Origin of the sequence: Pandoraea vervacti (assembly GCF_000934605.2) — a bacterium.
In the GTDB taxonomy this organism is placed as follows: Bacteria; Pseudomonadota; Gammaproteobacteria; order Burkholderiales; family Burkholderiaceae; genus Pandoraea; species Pandoraea vervacti.
This window is the reverse complement of record NZ_CP010897.2, coordinates 3542670-3560610: the sequence shown is the minus strand read 5'-3', so window position 1 is coordinate 3560610 and position 17941 is coordinate 3542670. Positions and strand designations below refer to the sequence as shown.

The window sequence follows — 17941 nt, the reverse complement described above, 5'->3', positions numbered from 1 at the left end:
CAGCCAGGCTGCCGGCGCCGTTTTTTCGTGCTGCCGCATCGTGCCGGTTGCCTGTCATCCCGCCAGCGCGGTGATGCGGGCGGTGGATGTCGGCTGTGCGCAGGTGTCGTGTTGCGAAGCGCCCCTTGCGAGGAGCGAGGTGGCGATCTCGGAAGCACGCGTGGCCAGAATCGAGAGCAGGGTGTCGGACAGCCCGTGCGTCGGCTCGCAATACCCTTGCAGATAAATGCCCGGCTGAAAGTTGTTTTGTGCGCGCAGCCGGTAGTCGCGCTCGCCTTCGAAGCCGTCGAGCCAGGGCGCCACATCCGCGAGCAGGGCCTCATGCGTGCGGCGCTCGTAGCCGGTCGCCAGCACGACGACATCGTAATGCTGCGTCACCGCGCGTCCCGAAAGGCGTTCGTGCATATGCAGCGTGACGTGATTGCCATGCGCGCGCGCTTCCTGAATGTCGTGGCACGAGAGCAGCGCGTGATGCCCGTGACCGCCCACGCGTTGCTGGTACAGCACGTCGTAGATGCGGGCGATCAGATCGTCGTCCACCACGGCATAGTTGGTGTTGCGAAACTCGTCCAGAATCCGCTCGCGCTGTTCCACCGGTTGCGCGTAGATGAAGTCGGTGAATTGAGGATCGAAGATCTCGTTGACGAAGGGGCTGCTGTCGGCGGGTTTGAGCGCCCGGCCACGCATGACGAGATCCACCTGGGCCTGCGGCCACTGCTCCGCCAGGTCGAGAAAAATCTCGGCCGCGCTTTGCCCGCCGCCCACGACGGCGACGCGGCGAGGCTGCGTGTCGTTCAGCGCGGCGACGCGCGCGAGATACTCGGAGGAGTGAAACACTCGGGCGTGTCTGGCGCCATGAAGCGAGGCAAAGACAGGTGGCACGTGCGGTGTGCCGCCTGCGCCCAGAATCACGTTGCGCGTACGGCGCGACTGCGCCTCGCCCTGCGCGTTGCGCGAATGCACCTGAAGGGCGACGACCTGATCGCGCTCGCGCACCGGTTCGATGCCCGTCACGGTCTCGCCATAAGCGCATTGTCCATGGAAGTGCGCGGCCGCCCAGCGCAGGTAGTCGTTGTACTCGCGGCGCGTCGGGTAGTGGCTTTGCAGGTTGATGAAGGCCGACAGGCGCGCCTTCTCGTGCAGGTAGTTGATGAACGTAAAGCGGCTGCGGGGATTGCGCAGCGTCGCCAGATCCTTGAGGTAGGCGATCTGCATGCGACTGTTCGAGAGCAGCATATTGCCGTGCCAGGTGAACTCGGGCTGCTTTTCCAGAAACAGAAAGCGCGCCGGACCGAGCCGCTGGCCGCAGTGCTCTTCGAGTGCAATGGCGAGGGCGAGATTGGACGGGCCGAAGCCAACGCCGATCAGATCGTGGGGCGCCGCGTCGGGGAGGGCGGGCGTCGTCGTGGACGGTTCTGTACTTGCGTGCATGAGGGCCTCGGCAGGGTCATCCGGCAAAGTCATCCGGATCCGGAATCGGGGGGAATGCGTACAAAGCATCCGTTTCCCAGAAGACGATGAGCTTTTCGTGAAATTTACCCCTGGCCGATGGCGATAGCGAAGCGGCGCCAGGATGGGCTGCGTACCGAAAACTTTCCGTGTCCTGAATCGTCTTTGAGCGGTGGAGCCGAAAATGCGGCGCTGTGCCGTGTCATGTCGTGTCGTGCCATCTCACGCCATGCCATGGCGCGCGCGGGCTCCCATGTCCCTTCATCGAGACCTGCCGGGCGACGGCGGGTCACCCGCGGAGAGTCCCGTGTTCCTGTTTCTGTTCCTGTTGCGCGCCTCGCGCTGGCTGCTCGCGGCGGCGGTAGTCGCCTCGCTCGCCTGCGGCGTGGCGAACGTCATGCTGATTGCGTCGATCAATCGCGCGCTAGGCGCCCCGGCGGCCGAACTCGGCGCGCTGGCCTGGCGGTTCGCCGCGCTCGCCGTGCTGTCCATGCTCGCGCAGATGTGTGCCGGGGCGCTGTTCACCCGGCTGGGGCAGCGCACGCTGGCCGAACTGCGACGTCATGTGTCGCGCATCATCGTCAACGCGCCGCTGCGTGTGGTCGAGTCCACCGGCGGCGCTCGCGTGCAGTCGGTGCTGGCCGACGACGCCAACCACGTCGCGAATTTTTTCATCGGTCTGCCCACGCTCGTCATGAACGGCGCCATCGTCACGGGCTGCTTTCTGTATCTGGCGATACTGTCATGGCCGATTTTCCTGATGGCGTGTGTCGCGATCGGTCTCGGCGCGGTGGGATATCACATCAGCCACACCAAAGTGATTCGGTATTTGCGCACGGCAGGGCAACGTCAGGATGAACTGTTCGGCCATTTTCAGACGCTGGCCTCGGGCGCCAAGGAACTCAAGCTCAATCGTCGTCGTGCCGATGCGTTCCTCGCGCGCGTGCTGGGTGCGGCCATCGAAGCCGTGCAGGAGAACCGTTCGCGCGGTCTGACGCTGTTCATCTTCTCGGTCAGTTGGGTGCGTTTCCTGTTCTTTGCGCTGATCGGACTCGTGCTGTTCGTGATGGTCGGCGCTACCTCGGGCAGCACCCACGTGGCGACCGGCTACGCCATTGTTTTCCTGTACATGGTCACGCCGCTCGAAGCGATGCTTAACAACATTCCGCTGCTGACGATGGCGCGCGTGGCGAGCGAGCGCATTCAGAAAGTGACGGCGTCGATGCGCAGCGATGAAGTCACGTCGGCCGACATGGCGACGACGGGCGCGCCGCTGGTGCGTCTGCACGGCATCACGCATAGCTATTACCACGAGCAGCAGGACGAGATTTTCCGTATGGGGCCGATCGATCTGACGTTCCGGCCGGGCGAGATCACGTTCCTGATCGGCGGCAACGGCAGTGGCAAGACGTCGCTCGCAAAACTCCTTACGGGGTTGTATGTGCCGCAGAGCGGTGAGATCGTGTGGAACGGTCAGTCGGTCGACCTCAAGAATCGCGATCGGTACCGTCAGTTGTTTTCGGCAATTTTCTTCGACTTTCATCTGTTCGAAACCCTGCTCGGCGCGGACGATGCGCAAACCGATCCTGCCCGGATCGATGCCTTCGCCGCGCGCTGGCTCGCGCGTCTTCATCTGCAACACAAGGTGAGCGTGACGAATGGCGCCTTTTCCACGCGCGATCTGTCGCAGGGACAGCGCAAGCGTCTCGCGCTCGTGGCTGCGTGCGTCGAGGATCGCCCGTTCCTCGTATTCGACGAGTGGGCGGCCGATCAGGACCCGGTGTTCAAGGAAGTTTTCTATCGCGAGATTCTCCCCGAGCTCAAGGCTCAGGGTAAGACCGTGCTGGTGATTTCGCACGACGACCGCTATTTCGGACTCGCCGACCGGCTGGTGAAGATGGAAAACGGCCAGTTGATCGTCGACGGCGAACCGGGCGTCGCGCCGCCTGCGACTGTCCATGCCGATGTGCATGGAGAAAAACCGCAGTCATCCGCGTAAACCCCTTAAATTGCGGGCACGAGGATCGTCAATGAAAGTGCGGCGCGTTTGGCGCCGCGGTTTCGTTGAGGATCCAACCATGCTCGATACGATGCTCGATGTGCGCGCCCTGCGCACGGATGGCGACCTCCCGATGGTGGTCGAACCGCGAGATGCCGGTGTGCCGATCGAGGCCGCCGCCAGTGCGCTGCACGCGCTGGTGGATGAATATCTCCCGACTTGCGGTGGCGTGCTCTTCCGCGGTTTTCGCGTCGACGGCGATGCGGCGTTCCGCGAGTTCGCCGCGTCGTTCGGTCATTCGCTGCTGACCTATGAATTCGGCTCCACGCCGCGCAGCAAGGTCTCGCAAGGCGTCTATACGTCGACCGAATATCCGCCGCATCAGCACATTCCTTTGCATAACGAACAATCGTACACGCGCGATTGGCCGATGAAGATCTGGTTTTACAGTGTCCTGACGGCGCAGGAGGGCGGCGAGACGCCGATTGCCGACAGTCGTCGCATTTATGCGCGGGTGCCGCAGGCGCTGCGCGAGCGCTTCGCCAGCAAGGGCCTGATGTATGTGCGCAACTTCGGCAATGGCTTCGATGTGCCATGGACACAGGTCTTCAACACGGAAGATCGCGCGGAGGTGGAAGCCTATTGCCGGGCGCATCGCATTGCGTGCGAGTGGAAGGACGATGGCGAGTTGCGCACGCGCCAACTGTGTCAGGCAGTCGCGCAGCATCCGGTGACGGGCGAGTGGGTCTGGTTCAATCAGGCGCATCTGTTCCACCTCTCGAATCTGGCGCCCGACGTGCGCGAGACATTGCTCGATGTCGTCGGCGAGGAAGACCTGCCGCGCAATGTGTACTACGGCGACGGCAGCCCCATCGAGGAAGACGCCCTGGCGACGATCCGTCACGCGCTGGAGGCCGAGAAGATCAGCTTCCCGTGGCGCAACGGCGATGTGCTGATGCTCGACAACATGCTCGCCGCGCACGCGCGTTCTCCCTTCAAGGGGCCGCGCAAGGTGATCGTGGCGATGGCGCAGGCGCACGGCGCCGATCGTTGATTTCGGCCGATGGTGCCTCGCTGGCGCCGATTGATATTCCCGATCATGGCCCGGCGCCTTTGCCGACGGCGCAGCCCGCGCCGGTCTTTTGATTTCGTTCCCGCTTCGTGAGTCGCTACCGTCATGAACGACGCTCTTCGCTTGCCCGTCCCCTTCGATTTTGTCCCGTCCATGGCCGCTTCGTCCGGTGCTGCGGTCGAATCGATCGGCCCCATCGAACATATGGTCGACCTGCTGCGCGCACGCGCTCGTCTCGAGCCTGAGCGCGAGGCGCTGCGTGCACTGTCCAGCGACGACGGCGAGGGGCAGGCGCTGACCTGCGCGGGGCTCGACACCCGTGCCCGAGCGGTCGCAGCCACGCTGCAACGTCTCTCGGCGGGCCGCACGCATGGCGAGCGCGGAGTGTTGCTCATGCCCACGGGACTGGATTACGTGGCGGGGTTCTTCGGTTGTCTCTACGCGGGGGCGATCGCCGTGCCGGCGTTTCCGCCGGAATCGGCCCGTGCGCAACATCTTGCCCGCGTGCGCTCGATCCTGTCCGATGCGAACGCGCGCTTCGTGCTGACCGACCGTCGCCATCGCGACGCCATGCTGGCGTTCGGCGACGCGGCGCCGGAACTGCGCGACGTGGAAATCGTGGTGGTCGATGAGATCGACGACGCGCTCGCCGCGCAATGGCAGGAGACGAGCGTCTCACCTTCCGATCTGGCCTTCCTGCAATACACCTCGGGTTCGACATCGACGCCAAAGGGCGTGATGGTCAGTCATGCCAACCTGATGGCCAACGAAGCGGCCATCGTGGCGGGGCTGGGCATGACGCGCGACGACACCATGGTGAGCTGGCTGCCGCTTTATCACGACATGGGGCTGATTGGCGGACTGTTGTCCCCCATTTATCGTGGGGCGCGTCTGATACTGATGTCGCCTCAGTTCTTTCTGGAGCGACCCGTGCGGTGGTTACGCGCCATCGACAAGTTCGGCGGCACCGTCAGCGGCGGCCCTGACTTTGCGTATCGGCTGTGTGCCCAGCGCATCGACGCCGCGACCATCGGCGCACTGGATTTGCGCAGGTGGCGTCTGGCCTTCTCCGGCTCGGAGCCGGTGCGCCATGACACGCTGGTCGAATTTTGCGAGGCATTCGCCCCGGCGGGCTTCGATCCGAAGGCGGTGTATCCCTGCTACGGCCTGGCCGAGGCGACGTTGTTCGTCACCGGGGGGCGGCGCGGCGACGGCATGACCGCCGTCGAATTCGACCCTGGCGCGCTGGCGCGGCAACGCGCCGACGTCTGTCGCGACGCGGGGACGATGCTCGTGGGTTGCGGCGCGACGCCGCTCGGGCACGACGTGCGCCTCATGACATGGAGCGATTCGTCCGACGTCGCCCCGTCGCCTGTGGCGCAGGGGGAAGTGGGGGAGATCTGGGTGAGCGGGCCGAGCGTGGCGCAAGGCTACTGGCGCAACGAGGAGGCGAGCGCGCGTACGTTCGTGCAGGCGAGTGAGGAGAGTGGCAGGCGTTGGCTGCGCACCGGCGACCTCGGGTTCGTTCACGAGGCGCAGCTCTACATCACGGGCCGTTGCAAGGACGTCATCATCATGCGCGGCCACAATCTGTACCCGCAGGATCTGGAGAAGGCCATCGAGGCCGACGTCGAACTCGTGCGCAAGGGCCGCGTGACGGCCTTTGCCGTGGACATCGACGGCGAGCCGGGCATCGGCGTCGCGGCCGAAGTGGGACGCGGCGTCCAGAAAATGGTGCCTGCGCAAACGTTGGCGGAAGCGATTGCCGTGGCGGTCGCCGACGTCTGCCAGCAGGCCGCTGCCGTCGTGGTGTTGCTCAACCCGGGGGCGCTGCCGAAGACGTCCAGCGGCAAGTTGCAGCGCAGTGCGTGTGCGAAGGGCTGGCGCGACGGGACACTCGACGCGTGGGCGACCTGGCGCAACGGCGTGATCCTCGATAAGGACGCCGGGACGCCGCCACCGTCTGCCGTCGGGCACGACAGCGCCCGCGCGCACGATACCCTCTACGAGACCGTCGCCAGCATCTGGTGCGAAGTGCTTGGGCGGACGTCGATCGGCGCAGACGACCATTTCTTCCTTTGCGGCGGCAGTTCATTGCTTGCGATGCAGGTGCTGGCACGCGTGCGTGAACGGCTCGGGCGCAAAGCGACGCCGGCATCGCTGTACGAGCACGCGCGGCTGGGCGAGTGGGTGCAAGCGCTGGCGAAGGTGCCCCCGGCGTCCGACACGCAAGACGCCACCGCTTCGCGCACCATTCCGAGCGCGACACCGCTGGCAGAGACGTCAGACGTGCGGGTGTTTCGTCAGTCGTTCGCGCAGTCGCGACTGTGGTTCGTCCATCGCCTCGATCCGGCCAACAGTGCGGCCTATCACGTCGGCGGCCAGTTGCGCATCAACGGGTGCTTCGATGAAGCCGTGTTTGCGCAAGCGCTGGACATCGTCACTGCGCGCCACGACGCCTTACGCACGACGTTCGACGAGCGTGACGGCGTTGCGGTTCAGGTCGTCCACAGGCGCGCCGATATCGCGCTCACCGTGCACGATCTGACGGGCGATCCGAATCCCGAAGCGGCCGCCGCATCCCTCACGCGTACGCTGCTCGCCGAACCCTTTGCGCCCGAGTCGGCGCCGCCGTGGCGCGTGGCTTCGCTGCGCATGTCGCGCGATGTCCTGACCGATCAGCACGATCAGCACCGGATCGTCTTCGTCCTGCACCACTTGTTGACCGACGCCTGGTCGATGACATTGCTCGTCGATGAACTCGCACACGCTTACCGCGCCTATGCGAATGGCGCCACGCCCGATTTCGAAGCCGTTCCGGTGCAGCCGGGCGATCACGCGCACTGGCAGCATGCGCACATCGGCGGCGCCGCGCTCGAGCGCCAGCTCGATTGGTGGCAGGCACGTCTGCCCGAACCCTCGCCGTTCCTCACATTGCCGTTCGACCGGGCGCGCGGTGCGTTACGCAGCGGGACGGGCCGCACGCTGGCGTTCGATCTTCCGGCCGGTCTCACGCGCGACGTGCTGACGTACGCCGCACAACGCAAGGCCACGCCTTTCGTGGTGCTGGCAGCCGCATTCCAATGGTTGTTGCATCGCTATGCGGGCGAGACCGACATTCGGATCGGTGTGCCGATCGCGCAGCGCGACATCGCAGGGCTCGAACGTATGCTCGGCTGTCTCGTCAACACCCAGGTCTGGCGTGCGGAGGTCGACCCGACGGCCGGCTTCGACCAGTTGGTCGCACAGGTGCGCGACGGGGCACTGGCTGCGCAGGCGCATCGCGACGCGCCGTTCGAGCGTGTGGTGGAGCGTATCGCGCCGCAGCGCAGTCTTGGCCAGTCCCCGCTCTTTCAGGTGATGCTCAATCATCATGTGGCCAACGCCGCATCGTCGCGCGTCGCAGCCGGTTGGCCAACGGAGCTGAATGTCGTTGCCGAGCCGCTGACCGGCGGTGCGCAATACGATCTGGCGCTGGACATCGACGAGTTCCATGACGGGGCGGCCGACGGGGACCGTCCGATCGGCGCGCGCCCCGATCCGCTCGACGGCGTGAAGCTGCGTGCCCGTCTGACATTCCCGACCGATCTGTTCGACGTCGAGACCATCGAACGACTTGGCGCGCACTGGTGCGCCGGGCTGGCGACATTGCTGGCGATGCCGACGCGGCCGCTGGCGGCGCTCGACGTGGCGTTCGAAGGCTCGCTGGACGGCAACCGTCGCACGGCGGCGCCCGAGGTGTCGCAGTCACTGGCGTTTCAAAGTGTGCCCGCACTCGTCGACGCGCAAGCCCGGCAACAGCCGGCGGCCATTGCGCTGCGTGACGAGGCGGGCACGCTGACCTATGCCGAACTGGTGTGCGCGGCGAATCGCGTCGCCCATTGGCTGCTGTCGCACGGCGCAACGCCCGAGGCGCGCATCGGTCTGGCGATGTCGCGTCAGACGGCCATGATCACCGGCCTGCTCGGCATTATGAAGGCGGGCTGCGCGTTCGTGCCGCTAGACCCATCCTATCCGGCGCAACGGTTGGCGCAAATCATCGAGGACGCCGGGATTTCGCTGGTGCTCACCGAGACATCGTTGATGGATGCGCCATGGATGCCAGCGCGCCATGCCGCCCTGACCGACATCGTTGCCGAGCGCACGCTATCGAGCGATACGCCGCCATTGAGCCTGCACCCGGACCAACTCGCCTATCTGATCTATACGTCCGGCTCGACGGGCGTTCCCAAAGGCGTGGCGGTCGCGCATGGACCGCTCGCCATGCACTGCGTGGCGACGGGCGCGCAGTATCGTCTCACGCCGCACGTCTGCGAGCTGCACGTGCTGTCGATCAACTTCGACGGTGCGCACGAACGATGGATGGCGCCGTTGATCTGCGGGGCGTCGTTGTTCATCGCCGACGAAAGGCACTGGGCGCCGCAGACGATGCTCGACGTCATGCGCCGTCACGGCGTGACCAACGCCGGCTTCCCGAGCGCTTACCTGAGTCGTCTGGCCACCAGTGCCGCGACCGGGGCGCCGGCGCTTCGGCTGCTGTCGTTCGGTGGCGAAGCGATGCCGTGGCCTGCGCTGCGCGCGGCGCAGGCGATGTTCCGTCCTGCGCAGACGATCAATGGCTATGGCCCGACCGAATGCGTGATGACGCCGGTCGCGTGGTCCATCGACGGCGATCTTGACGCGCAACCGGCGGTGCAACGTACCGCGCAGGCCTATGCGCCGATCGGCGTGCCTGTGGGCCGGCGTCGCGCGTGGGTGCTGGATCCGTGGCTGGGCGAAGTGCCGCCTGGCGCCGTCGGAGAGCTGTATCTGGGCGGCGAGGGTATCGCGCGAGGCTACTTCGGTCGCCCGGGGCTGAGCGCCGAGCGTTTCGTGCCGGACCCGCGCGGCGAGCCGGGCGCGCGGATGTACCGCACCGGTGACCGTGTGCGACGTCTGGCCGACGGCACGCTCGTGTACCTCGGGCGTTTCGATCAGCAGGTGAAGGTGCGCGGCTTTCGCATCGAACCCGGCGAAGTCGAGACTCAGTTACTGCGCGAAGCGGGCGTCGACGATGCGCTGGCCGTCGTGGTGGCCGGACCGACGAGCGACCAGCTCGTGGCATACGTGGCGGGCAAGGGGCTCGATGGCGAACTGCTGCGCATGGCGTTGGCGGACCGGCTGCCGGACTATCTCGTGCCGTCGCTCGTGATCGTGCTGGACACGTTGCCGAAGCTGCCCAACGGCAAGCGGGACCGTGCCGCGTTGCCGGCGCCGGTGTGGGGCAGTGCGGGCGGACAAGCGCCGCAGGGCGCGACGGAGATTGCGCTCGCCGCCATTTGGCAGACGTTGCTGCACGTGCCCTCGGTCAGTCGCGACGATAACTTCTTCGCGCTGGGCGGAGACTCCATCGTCGCCATGCAGATGGTCAGTCGCGCGCGTCAGGCAGGCTGGCAAATCGGCGCGCAGGATGTTTTCCGTCATCAGACGCTAGCGCGCGTGGCCGCACAGGCGCTTCCCACGCGCAGCGCCGGGGATGAAACCCCTGCGCCGGAGCCGATGCAGGGCGATGTTCCGCTCACGCCCGTGCAGGCATGGTTTTTCCGACAGGACGTGGCGAGTCGCGATCACTGGAACCAATGGATCGAAGTGCGGTTGCCTCATGGAGCGGACGGGACGGACGTGTCGACGCTTCGCGAGGCGCTGGCGCGCGTGGCGACTCATCACGATGCGTTGAGACTGCGCTTCACCGAGCGCGACGGCCGTTGGCATGCCCGGTACGTCGCGCCGCACGCGGCCGACGATCTGCTCTGGCATGCCGCCATGTGCGACGAAGCGCAGTTGGCCGAGCGCCTCGCGCAAGCCCAGCGGAGCCTGTCGCTCGCCGACGGCCCGCTGTTGCGTGCGCTGCTGGTGCGCACCGAGGACGGACGACTGCGTTGCTTCCTCGTGGCGCATCATCTGGTGATCGACGGGGTGTCGTGGCGCATTTTGCTTGCCGATCTACAAACGGCCCTCGATCAGCGCAAGCATGCTCCGGACGAGGAGGGCGCGTTGCCTGCCGCGGGCGAGTCGATGCGCGCCTGGGCGCAGCGCTGGCACGACTGGACGCACACCGAGGCGGCGCAGACGGCGCTCGGCGTCTGGCAGCAATCGCTGCAAGGGGCGCTCGACACGATCGACATCGCGAAGGACAACCTTGTCGAACGGGGCGCCGGTGAGATCGAACAGACGTGGCACGCGGACATTGCGCAGCCACTGACAGGATTGCGCCGCGTTCGCCTGCACGAGGTGCTCGGTGCCGCTGTGATCCATACGCTGGGTAAGCGTGTCGATGCCGCGCGCTATGTCGTTCACGTAGAAGGTCACGGTCGCGGCGGCGAGGGCGCAGGCGACCTGTCCCGCACGCTGGGCTGGTTTACGGCGGCCTGGCCGCTCGCCGTCGACGTTGGGGCGACGCCTCACGCGACGTTGGCCGCCGTGCGCGCCGCCTGGCGACGCGCGCCGCAGGCGGGCGCGAGCTATGGCGCACTCCGCTATCTCGGCACCCCGGTTGCGCAGCAAACGCTGGCGGCGCTGCCGCAGGGACTCGTCACCGTGAACTTCGTGGGGCGCACCGTCAGCCGTGAGCCCGAGGATGGCGTCGTCGCCATTGTCGACGGCGGACTCTCGCATGCGCCGGAGGTGGCCCCCCCCAATTGGCTGACGTTCGACGTCTGGCAACGTGACGACACGCTGCATGTGGTTTGCCGCTATGACCGTTCGCGTCTGGCCGGTGAAGACGTGCAGACGTTGATCGACGACATCGGCGCGACGCTCCTCGCATTTGCGCAGACGCTGCCCGGCAACGAGCCGATCGTCGCTGAGGATTTCCCGCACGCGGGGCTGACCGGCGAACAACTGGCGGCGCTGCCCGCGCCTGCGCAACAGCTCGAAGCCGTAGTCCCGGCCACATCGATGCAGCAGGGCCTGCTCTTTCACGCGCAGCAACAAGGCACGGCTGACCCGTATTTCTATCAGAAGGGCTTCGTCATCGAGGGCGAACTCGATGTCGATGCGTTCGCGCAGGCGTGGCGCGACACCATCGTGCGCCATGCGGCGCTGCGCACCGCTTATGCGACCGACGTGGGCGAGCAGCCGCTGCTGCTGGTCTATGCTAAGGAAACGGTCACGTCCGGCGCCGGGTGGCTGCCGCAGGAGGACTGGCGTGGCCTGACGGCCGCCGAACAGCATGCACGTCTCGACGCGCGTTTCGCGGCCGAGCGCGCCGCAGGCTTTTCGTTCGCGCAGGCGCATCGTGTGCGTATGGCGCTGGTGCGTCTCGCGCAGGCCCGCTGGTGGCTGCTCTGGAGCAGTCACCACGTCGCGCTCGACGGCTGGAGCACCGGGTTGGTTCTGAGCGACGTCATGTCGCGATATACCGCATGCGCGCGTGGCGGCGGGCAGCCTCAAGCCGATTTGGAAGCGGCCCCATCGTTCGCGGAATTTGCGGTCTGGCAACGCGAGCGCGACGCCACGGCGTCGTTGGCGCACTGGCGTCAGTTGCTCGACGGCGTGGGCGCGCCGACGCCGCTGCCCGCAGCGCACGCGATAGCCCAGGGCGCGGCACGACCGACGCCCACGTCGCGCCACGGCGAGGTGGCATGGACGCTCGCGCCAGGGCAATGGGAGGCGTGGTGCGACGCGGCGCGTCGCGCGGGGGTGACGCCGGGCGCCTTGTGTCAGGGCGCGTGGGCGATGCTGCTGGCGCGTCACGCGGGTTTGCGCGACGTGGTGTTCGGCGTGACGGCCTCGGGACGCTCGGCGGCCGTGCCCGGCATCGAACGGATGGCGGGATTGTTTATCAACACCTTGCCCGTGCGCGCCAAACTCGAAGCGCACCGCACGGTCGCGCAGTGGTTGCGAGCGTTGCAGACGCAGACGGCGCAATCGCGAGACCACGAGCATGTGGCGCTGTCAGCGATCACCCGCGAAGCGCAACGCGAAGGCGAGGGCGCCGACGGCGCATTGTTCGAGAGCATCGTCGTCTTCGAGAATTATCCGCTCGACGCGGCACTCCTCGGCCAGCGCGCCGACGGCCTGCGTCTGTCGTTACTGGAACGTGAGCCGCAAGCGCGCAACAACTATCCGCTCTCGCTCATCGTCGAGCAGCACGACGGTCTGCGCCTCGTGCTCGCCTTCGCTCGCGAGCGGTTCGACGAGGCTGCCGTGCGCATGCTCGGCGAGCAGTTCGTCGCGTTGCTCGGCGCGTTGGCGTCAGGCATCGATGGCCCGTTGGCGCGCATCGGGTTGGGCGACAGCGTTGCGCAGACGACGGATGCCGTGGTCTGGCCGACGCTGGATTTGCTGGATGTGTGGGAGGCGCACGTGGCGCGTGACGGCCACGCGCTGGCTGCCGAGGGCGAGGATGGCGCTTTGCGGCGTGCCGAACTCGATGGGTTGGCGAATCGTCTGGCAGCGGCGCTTCAGGCGCGTGGCATCGGACCGGAGGATCGTGTCGCCGTTTGCCTGCCGCGCAGTGCCGCATGGGTCGGCGCGATTCTGGGCATCTGGAAGGCGGGAGCCGCCTACGTTCCGCTCGATCCCGCGCAGCCCGTCGAGCGTCTTGACCGGCTCGTGAACGCCAGCGGTGCGAAGGCCGTGATCGTCGACGAGCACGCACCCGCAATCACGCAGTCGCCGACGATCCGCTGGCATGCGCTGACGTCGACTGCGCCCCCGGATGGCTCGGCCACGCCCAGGCCCGTACGAACTCATGCGTCGCAAGCCGCCTACGTCATCTACACTTCGGGATCGACGGGCGAACCGAAGGGTGTCGTGGTCAGTCGGGGTGCGTTGCACAACTACGTGCAAGCCGTGGCAACGCGTTTGTCCGAGAGCGGTCCGGATGCTGGCGATCGGCCGGCGGGCGGTTTCGCCATGGCGTCGACCGTGGCTGCCGATCTGGGGCACACGACGCTGTTCGGCGCACTGGCGCTGGGACGTCCGCTCTATCTCGTGCCGCAGGCGTGCGCGTTCGATGCGCAACGATTTGCGCAATGGTGCGCCGCGCGTCCCATCGACGTGCTCAAGATCGTGCCGGGCCATCTGAAAGGTCTGCTCGACGCGGCGGGCGAATCGGTATTGCCACGCGCCGTTCTGGTAACGGGCGGCGAGTCGCTCGATCCGGACTTCGTTGGACATATTCGGGCAGCGCGCCCCTCGCTGGCGGTGCTCAACCACTATGGGCCGACGGAGACGACCGTCGGCGCATTGACGTATGCGTTGCCGCAGGGCGCGTTGACGACGTCGGTGCCGGTCGGATATCCGCTGGCCAACCTTCATGCGTACCTGCTCGACACCGACCTCAACCCGGTGCCGCCCGGTGTTGCCGGCGAGCTCTATCTCGGTGGGGCGGGGCTTGCACGAGGCTATCTCGGGGCGCCGGGGCAGACCGCCGAGCGTTTCGTGCCGGACCCCTGGCGCGCCGGGGGGCGACTGTATCGCACCGGCGACCGGGCAGTGCAACGTGCCGATGGCGCGTATGTCTATCTCGGCCGCATGGACGATCAGGTCAAGATTCGCGGCTATCGCGTGGAACCCGCCGAAGTGGCACAGGCGATGCGTCGGGTGCCGGGGGTGACGGACGCAGTCGTGGTGGCGCGTCATGACGGGCCGGGGGGCGCGTGGTTGCACGGTGTCTATACGGGCGGGGCGTCGGCCGACGTCGTACGCGCGGCGCTGAGCGCGGCGTTACCGGCCGCGTGGGTTCCCGCGCGACTCGATGGCGTCGACCGATTGCCCCTCACCGCGAACGGCAAGGTGGATCGTCGCGCGCTGGCCGCGCTCGGCGATCCAGGCGAAGCCACGACCGAATTACCGCACGACGGCACGGAAGCCGAGATCGCTTCGATCTGGTGTCAGGTCCTCAAACGCGATCGGGTGGGACGCCACGACGCTTTCTTCGACATCGGCGGTGACTCCATTCTTGCGCTGCAAGTCATTGCCCGTCTGCGCAAGCGCGGCCTCAAGGTCGGTCCGCAGCACCTGGCGTCGCATCCGACGATTGCCAGACTCGCGACGCTGGCCGCGCCGGTCCCCGCTGCAGCGTCGTCTGACGCGACGCCCGTTCAGGTCGGGTCGCCGGGCCCCACACGCGGCGATGCGCATCGCACCCGATTCCCGTTGTCGTCGTCGCAGCGCCGCGTTTGGCTGGAGACGCAATTGGCGCCACGTGAGGGCGCGTATCACATCGCCGGTGCGCTGCGTCTGGAAGGGCCATTGCAGGCGCATGCGCTGGAACGCGCGCTGCACACGCTGTCGGAATGGCACGACGCCTTGCGCACCACTATCGTGGTCAACGATGTCGACGGCGCGCCGCAGCAGTGCGTACATGCCACGCTGCCGGTCGCGTTCACTCGCGACGCCGACATTCCCCCGGGCGCCGGCGACGCCGCCGTCCAGGCGCGTCTCGATGCCCTCACGCGGGCGCCGTTCGATCTGGTGGCCGGGCCGCTCTGGCGCGTGCATCTGATGCCGCTGGGCCAGCACTCGCATGCGCTGATGCTAGTCATGCATCACCTGATCTCGGACGGCTGGTCGATGAACCTGTTGATTCGCGATCTGGCACACGCCTATCGCGCCCATGCGAGTGGCGTGTCGCCAGCGCGCGCGTCGGTGGGCGCCCCGGCACCGCAGGTGCGCTACGGCGATTACGCGGTGTGGCAGCGTGAGCAACTGGCGAGTCCCGCGCAGGCGGAGCAACTGGCGTACTGGCGTGCGCAACTCGGCACGACACACCCCGAATTGGCGCTGCCGTTCGATCGGGCACGCCCGGCGACGCGTGACGGCGCGGGGGCGAGCATCGACCTGACGGTATCGCCCGACTTGCCTGCGCGGCTGGACCGCTTCGCGCGCGAGCACGGCGTGACGCGCTTCATGGTCATGGCCGCCGCGTTCCATCTGCTCTTGCATCGCGTCACCGGCGACATGGACATCCGAACGGGCCTGCCGGTCGCCGGGCGCTCGCACGAGTCGGTCGAGCCGGTGGTGGGCTTTTTCGTCAATACACAGGTGCTGCGCTCGCAGATCGATACGCCCACGACGTTTGCGTCGCTCGTCGCGCAGATTCGCGATGGGTTGCTGGCGGCGCAACAGCATGCGGATGTGCCGTTCGAGCGGTTGGTGGAGCATCTCGCACCGGTGCGCAGCGTTTCGCGTCATCCGCTGTTCCAGGTGTCGCTCAATCACCAGAAGCGCGCCTTCGCCCCATTGAGCGATCTGGCGGGCCTGACGATGCGGGCCATCGAGCGTCGCGCGCATCACGTGCAGGTCGATCTCGCGCTGGACACCGAGGAGGACGACGCCGGCGCGTTGCGCGGCTGGCTGACGTATGCCTGCGATGTCTTCGACGCGGCGACGGTGCGCCGCCTGGGCGACCAGTGGCTGGCGCTGCTCGACGTGGCCATGGCACAGGCGCAAGTGCCTGTGGCGCGTCTGGCCATGTGCGGGCACGACGCCGCGCCGCCGTCCCGTCGCCACCCGCGCACGAGGGTGGCCGTGCCGATGCCGGTCCATCTGGCCATCGACGCGCAGGCCGCAGCGCATGGCGATGCCATTGCCGTGAACGACGGCCAATCGCAATTGACCTACGCCGAACTCGTATCGCGCGCCAATCGCGTCGCCCATGCGCTGATCCGCGCGGGGGTTGCCCCGGAAGCGCGTGTCGGGCTGGCTATGTCGCGTGGCACGGACCTGATCGTCGCGATGCTCGGCATCCTCAAGGCCGGGGCGGCTTATGTGCCGCTCGATCCGGCCTATCCGGCGGACCGGCTGTGTTACATGGTGGCGGACGCCGGCGTCACCCATGCAATCACGCAGGCGTCGCTGATGCACGCCCCATGGCTGCCGTCGGGCGCGCAGACGATCGAGTCGTTGCTTACGGACGACACGCTGCCTGTGTGCGCGCCGGCCCGTGAAGTCCACGTCGATCAGCTGGCTTACGTGATCTACACGTCGGGTTCGACGGGCCGCCCCAAGGGGGCGCAACTCACCCATCGGAACCTGATGCAGCTGCTGCTCGGCACATCTCGCGACTTTGCGTTCGATGCTGATGACGTCTGGACGATGTTCCACACGTACGCGTTCGACTTCTCCGTCTGGGAGATCTTCGGTGCGCTGGTGCACGGCGCGCGGCTGGTCGTCGTCTCGCACGACACGGCGCGCGATCCGGTCGCGATGTGGTCGCTCGTCCGCCGGGAGGGCGTGACGGTGCTCAACCAGACCCCCTCGGCGTTCTACCAATGGCTCGGCGCCATGCCCGACGACGTGGTCACGACGACCTTGCGCCATGTCGTCTTCGGCGGCGAAGCGCTCACCCCGGCGCGGCTTGCTGCGTGGTGGCAACGCTTTGGCGACGCGACGCGCCTGACCAACATGTACGGCATCACCGAGACGACGGTGCACGTGAGTCGGCGCGTATTGCGGGCCGAGGACACCGCCGGCTCCCCCATCGGCGAGCCGATTGCCGACCTCGACTGGCGTGTGCTCGACGCGGGTCTGAACGACGTGCCGCCGGGTGTCGCGGGTGACTTGTACGTGTGTGGCGAGGGACTGGCGCGCGGTTATCTCGGGCAGGCGGGGCTTACGGCCGAGCGCTTCGTACCGGACCCCTACGGCGCGCCCGGCGAGCGCATGTACCGCAGTGGGGACCGCGCGCGACGTCTTGTCGACGGCACGCTCGATTACCTCGGTCGCGGCGACGCGCAGGTCAAGTTGCGCGGCTTCCGTATCGAACCCGGCGAGATCGAGGCACACCTGCTGCGCCACGACGACGTGACCGATGCGGCCGTCGTCGTGCGCGACGACGGTGCGGGCGAGCAACTGGTGGCGTACGTGGTGTCGCCAGTGGACGCGTCCGAGCTATGGCCGCGCCTGCGCAGTCACCTCGAAGGACAGTTGCCGACGTACATGGCGCCGGGCCTGTGGATGCGTCTGGACACGCTGCCGCTCACGCCCAACGGCAAGCTCGATCGCCGAGCGCTGCCGGTGCCGGAAGCCGTCGGTGCGACGTGTTTCGAGGATCCGCACGAGGGCAGCGAACAACTCGTTGCCTCGATCTGGCAGGACGTACTGGGTGTGCCGCGTGTCAGTCGCCACGACGACTTTTTCGTGCTGGGCGGCCACTCCCTGCTTGCCACGCAGGTCGTGTCGCGTCTGCGAGACGCGCTGTCGCTCGATGTGCCGCTGCGCACACTGTTCGAAGCCAGCCGCCTGAGCGCGCTCGCCGAAACGCTGGACGCGCTGGTGGCGCAGGCACGGACATCGGCGTCGCATCCCGACATCAACGCTGCGGCGGACCTCACAGACGCCACCGATGGCGCGCTGCAAGCCGCCCTGCGCGAAATGGAATCCCTTTCCCCCGAGGCGCTGCAGGCGCTGCTCGGTTCGGAGGCACGATAGAC

Annotated in this window: 4 protein-coding genes; 3 read left to right on the top strand and 1 reads right to left on the bottom strand. The window is 67.1% G+C overall.

Features of this window, described 5'->3' with window-relative positions:
- Positions 1–54: 54 nt before the first annotated feature.
- Positions 55–1431 (bottom strand): lysine N(6)-hydroxylase/L-ornithine N(5)-oxygenase family protein, encoded by a 1377-nt coding sequence (locus UC34_RS15520; RefSeq protein ID WP_044458249.1) that lies wholly within the window; start codon positions 1429–1431, stop codon positions 55–57.
- A gap of 325 nt (positions 1432–1756) precedes the next feature.
- On the opposite strand from UC34_RS15520, the gene panG reads away from it, so the two are divergent.
- The 3 genes from panG to UC34_RS15505 all read left to right on the top strand — a co-directional run bounded on the left by panG (position 1757) and on the right by UC34_RS15505 (position 17939).
- A complete protein-coding gene (panG, locus tag UC34_RS15515) occupies positions 1757–3448 on the top strand; it encodes a pandorabactin export ABC transporter PanG (RefSeq protein ID WP_044456249.1) in 1692 nt (563 codons plus the stop codon).
- A gap of 79 nt (positions 3449–3527) precedes the next feature.
- The gene (gene panH, locus UC34_RS15510; RefSeq protein ID WP_044458248.1) at positions 3528–4502 is read left to right on the top strand and encodes a pandorabactin biosynthesis dioxygenase PanH; all 975 of its coding nucleotides are present in this window, start codon (positions 3528–3530) and stop codon (positions 4500–4502) included.
- 123 nt (positions 4503–4625) lie between these two features.
- Positions 4626–17939: a non-ribosomal peptide synthetase gene (locus tag UC34_RS15505; RefSeq protein ID WP_044456248.1), complete on the top strand. Its 13314-nt coding sequence runs from the start codon at positions 4626–4628 to the stop codon at positions 17937–17939.
- The last annotated feature ends 2 nt before the right edge of the window (positions 17940–17941 follow it).

What these genes read in the sequence shown, in the direction of transcription:
- UC34_RS15520 (WP_044458249.1), bottom strand. Translation starts at nt 1,431, where the DNA reads ATGCACGCAAGTACAGAACCGTCCACGACGACGCCCGCCCTCCCCGAC.
- panH (WP_044458248.1), top strand. Translation starts at nt 3,528, where the DNA reads ATGCTCGATACGATGCTCGATGTGCGCGCCCTGCGCACGGATGGCGAC.
- UC34_RS15505 (WP_044456248.1), top strand. Translation starts at nt 4,626, where the DNA reads ATGAACGACGCTCTTCGCTTGCCCGTCCCCTTCGATTTTGTCCCGTCC.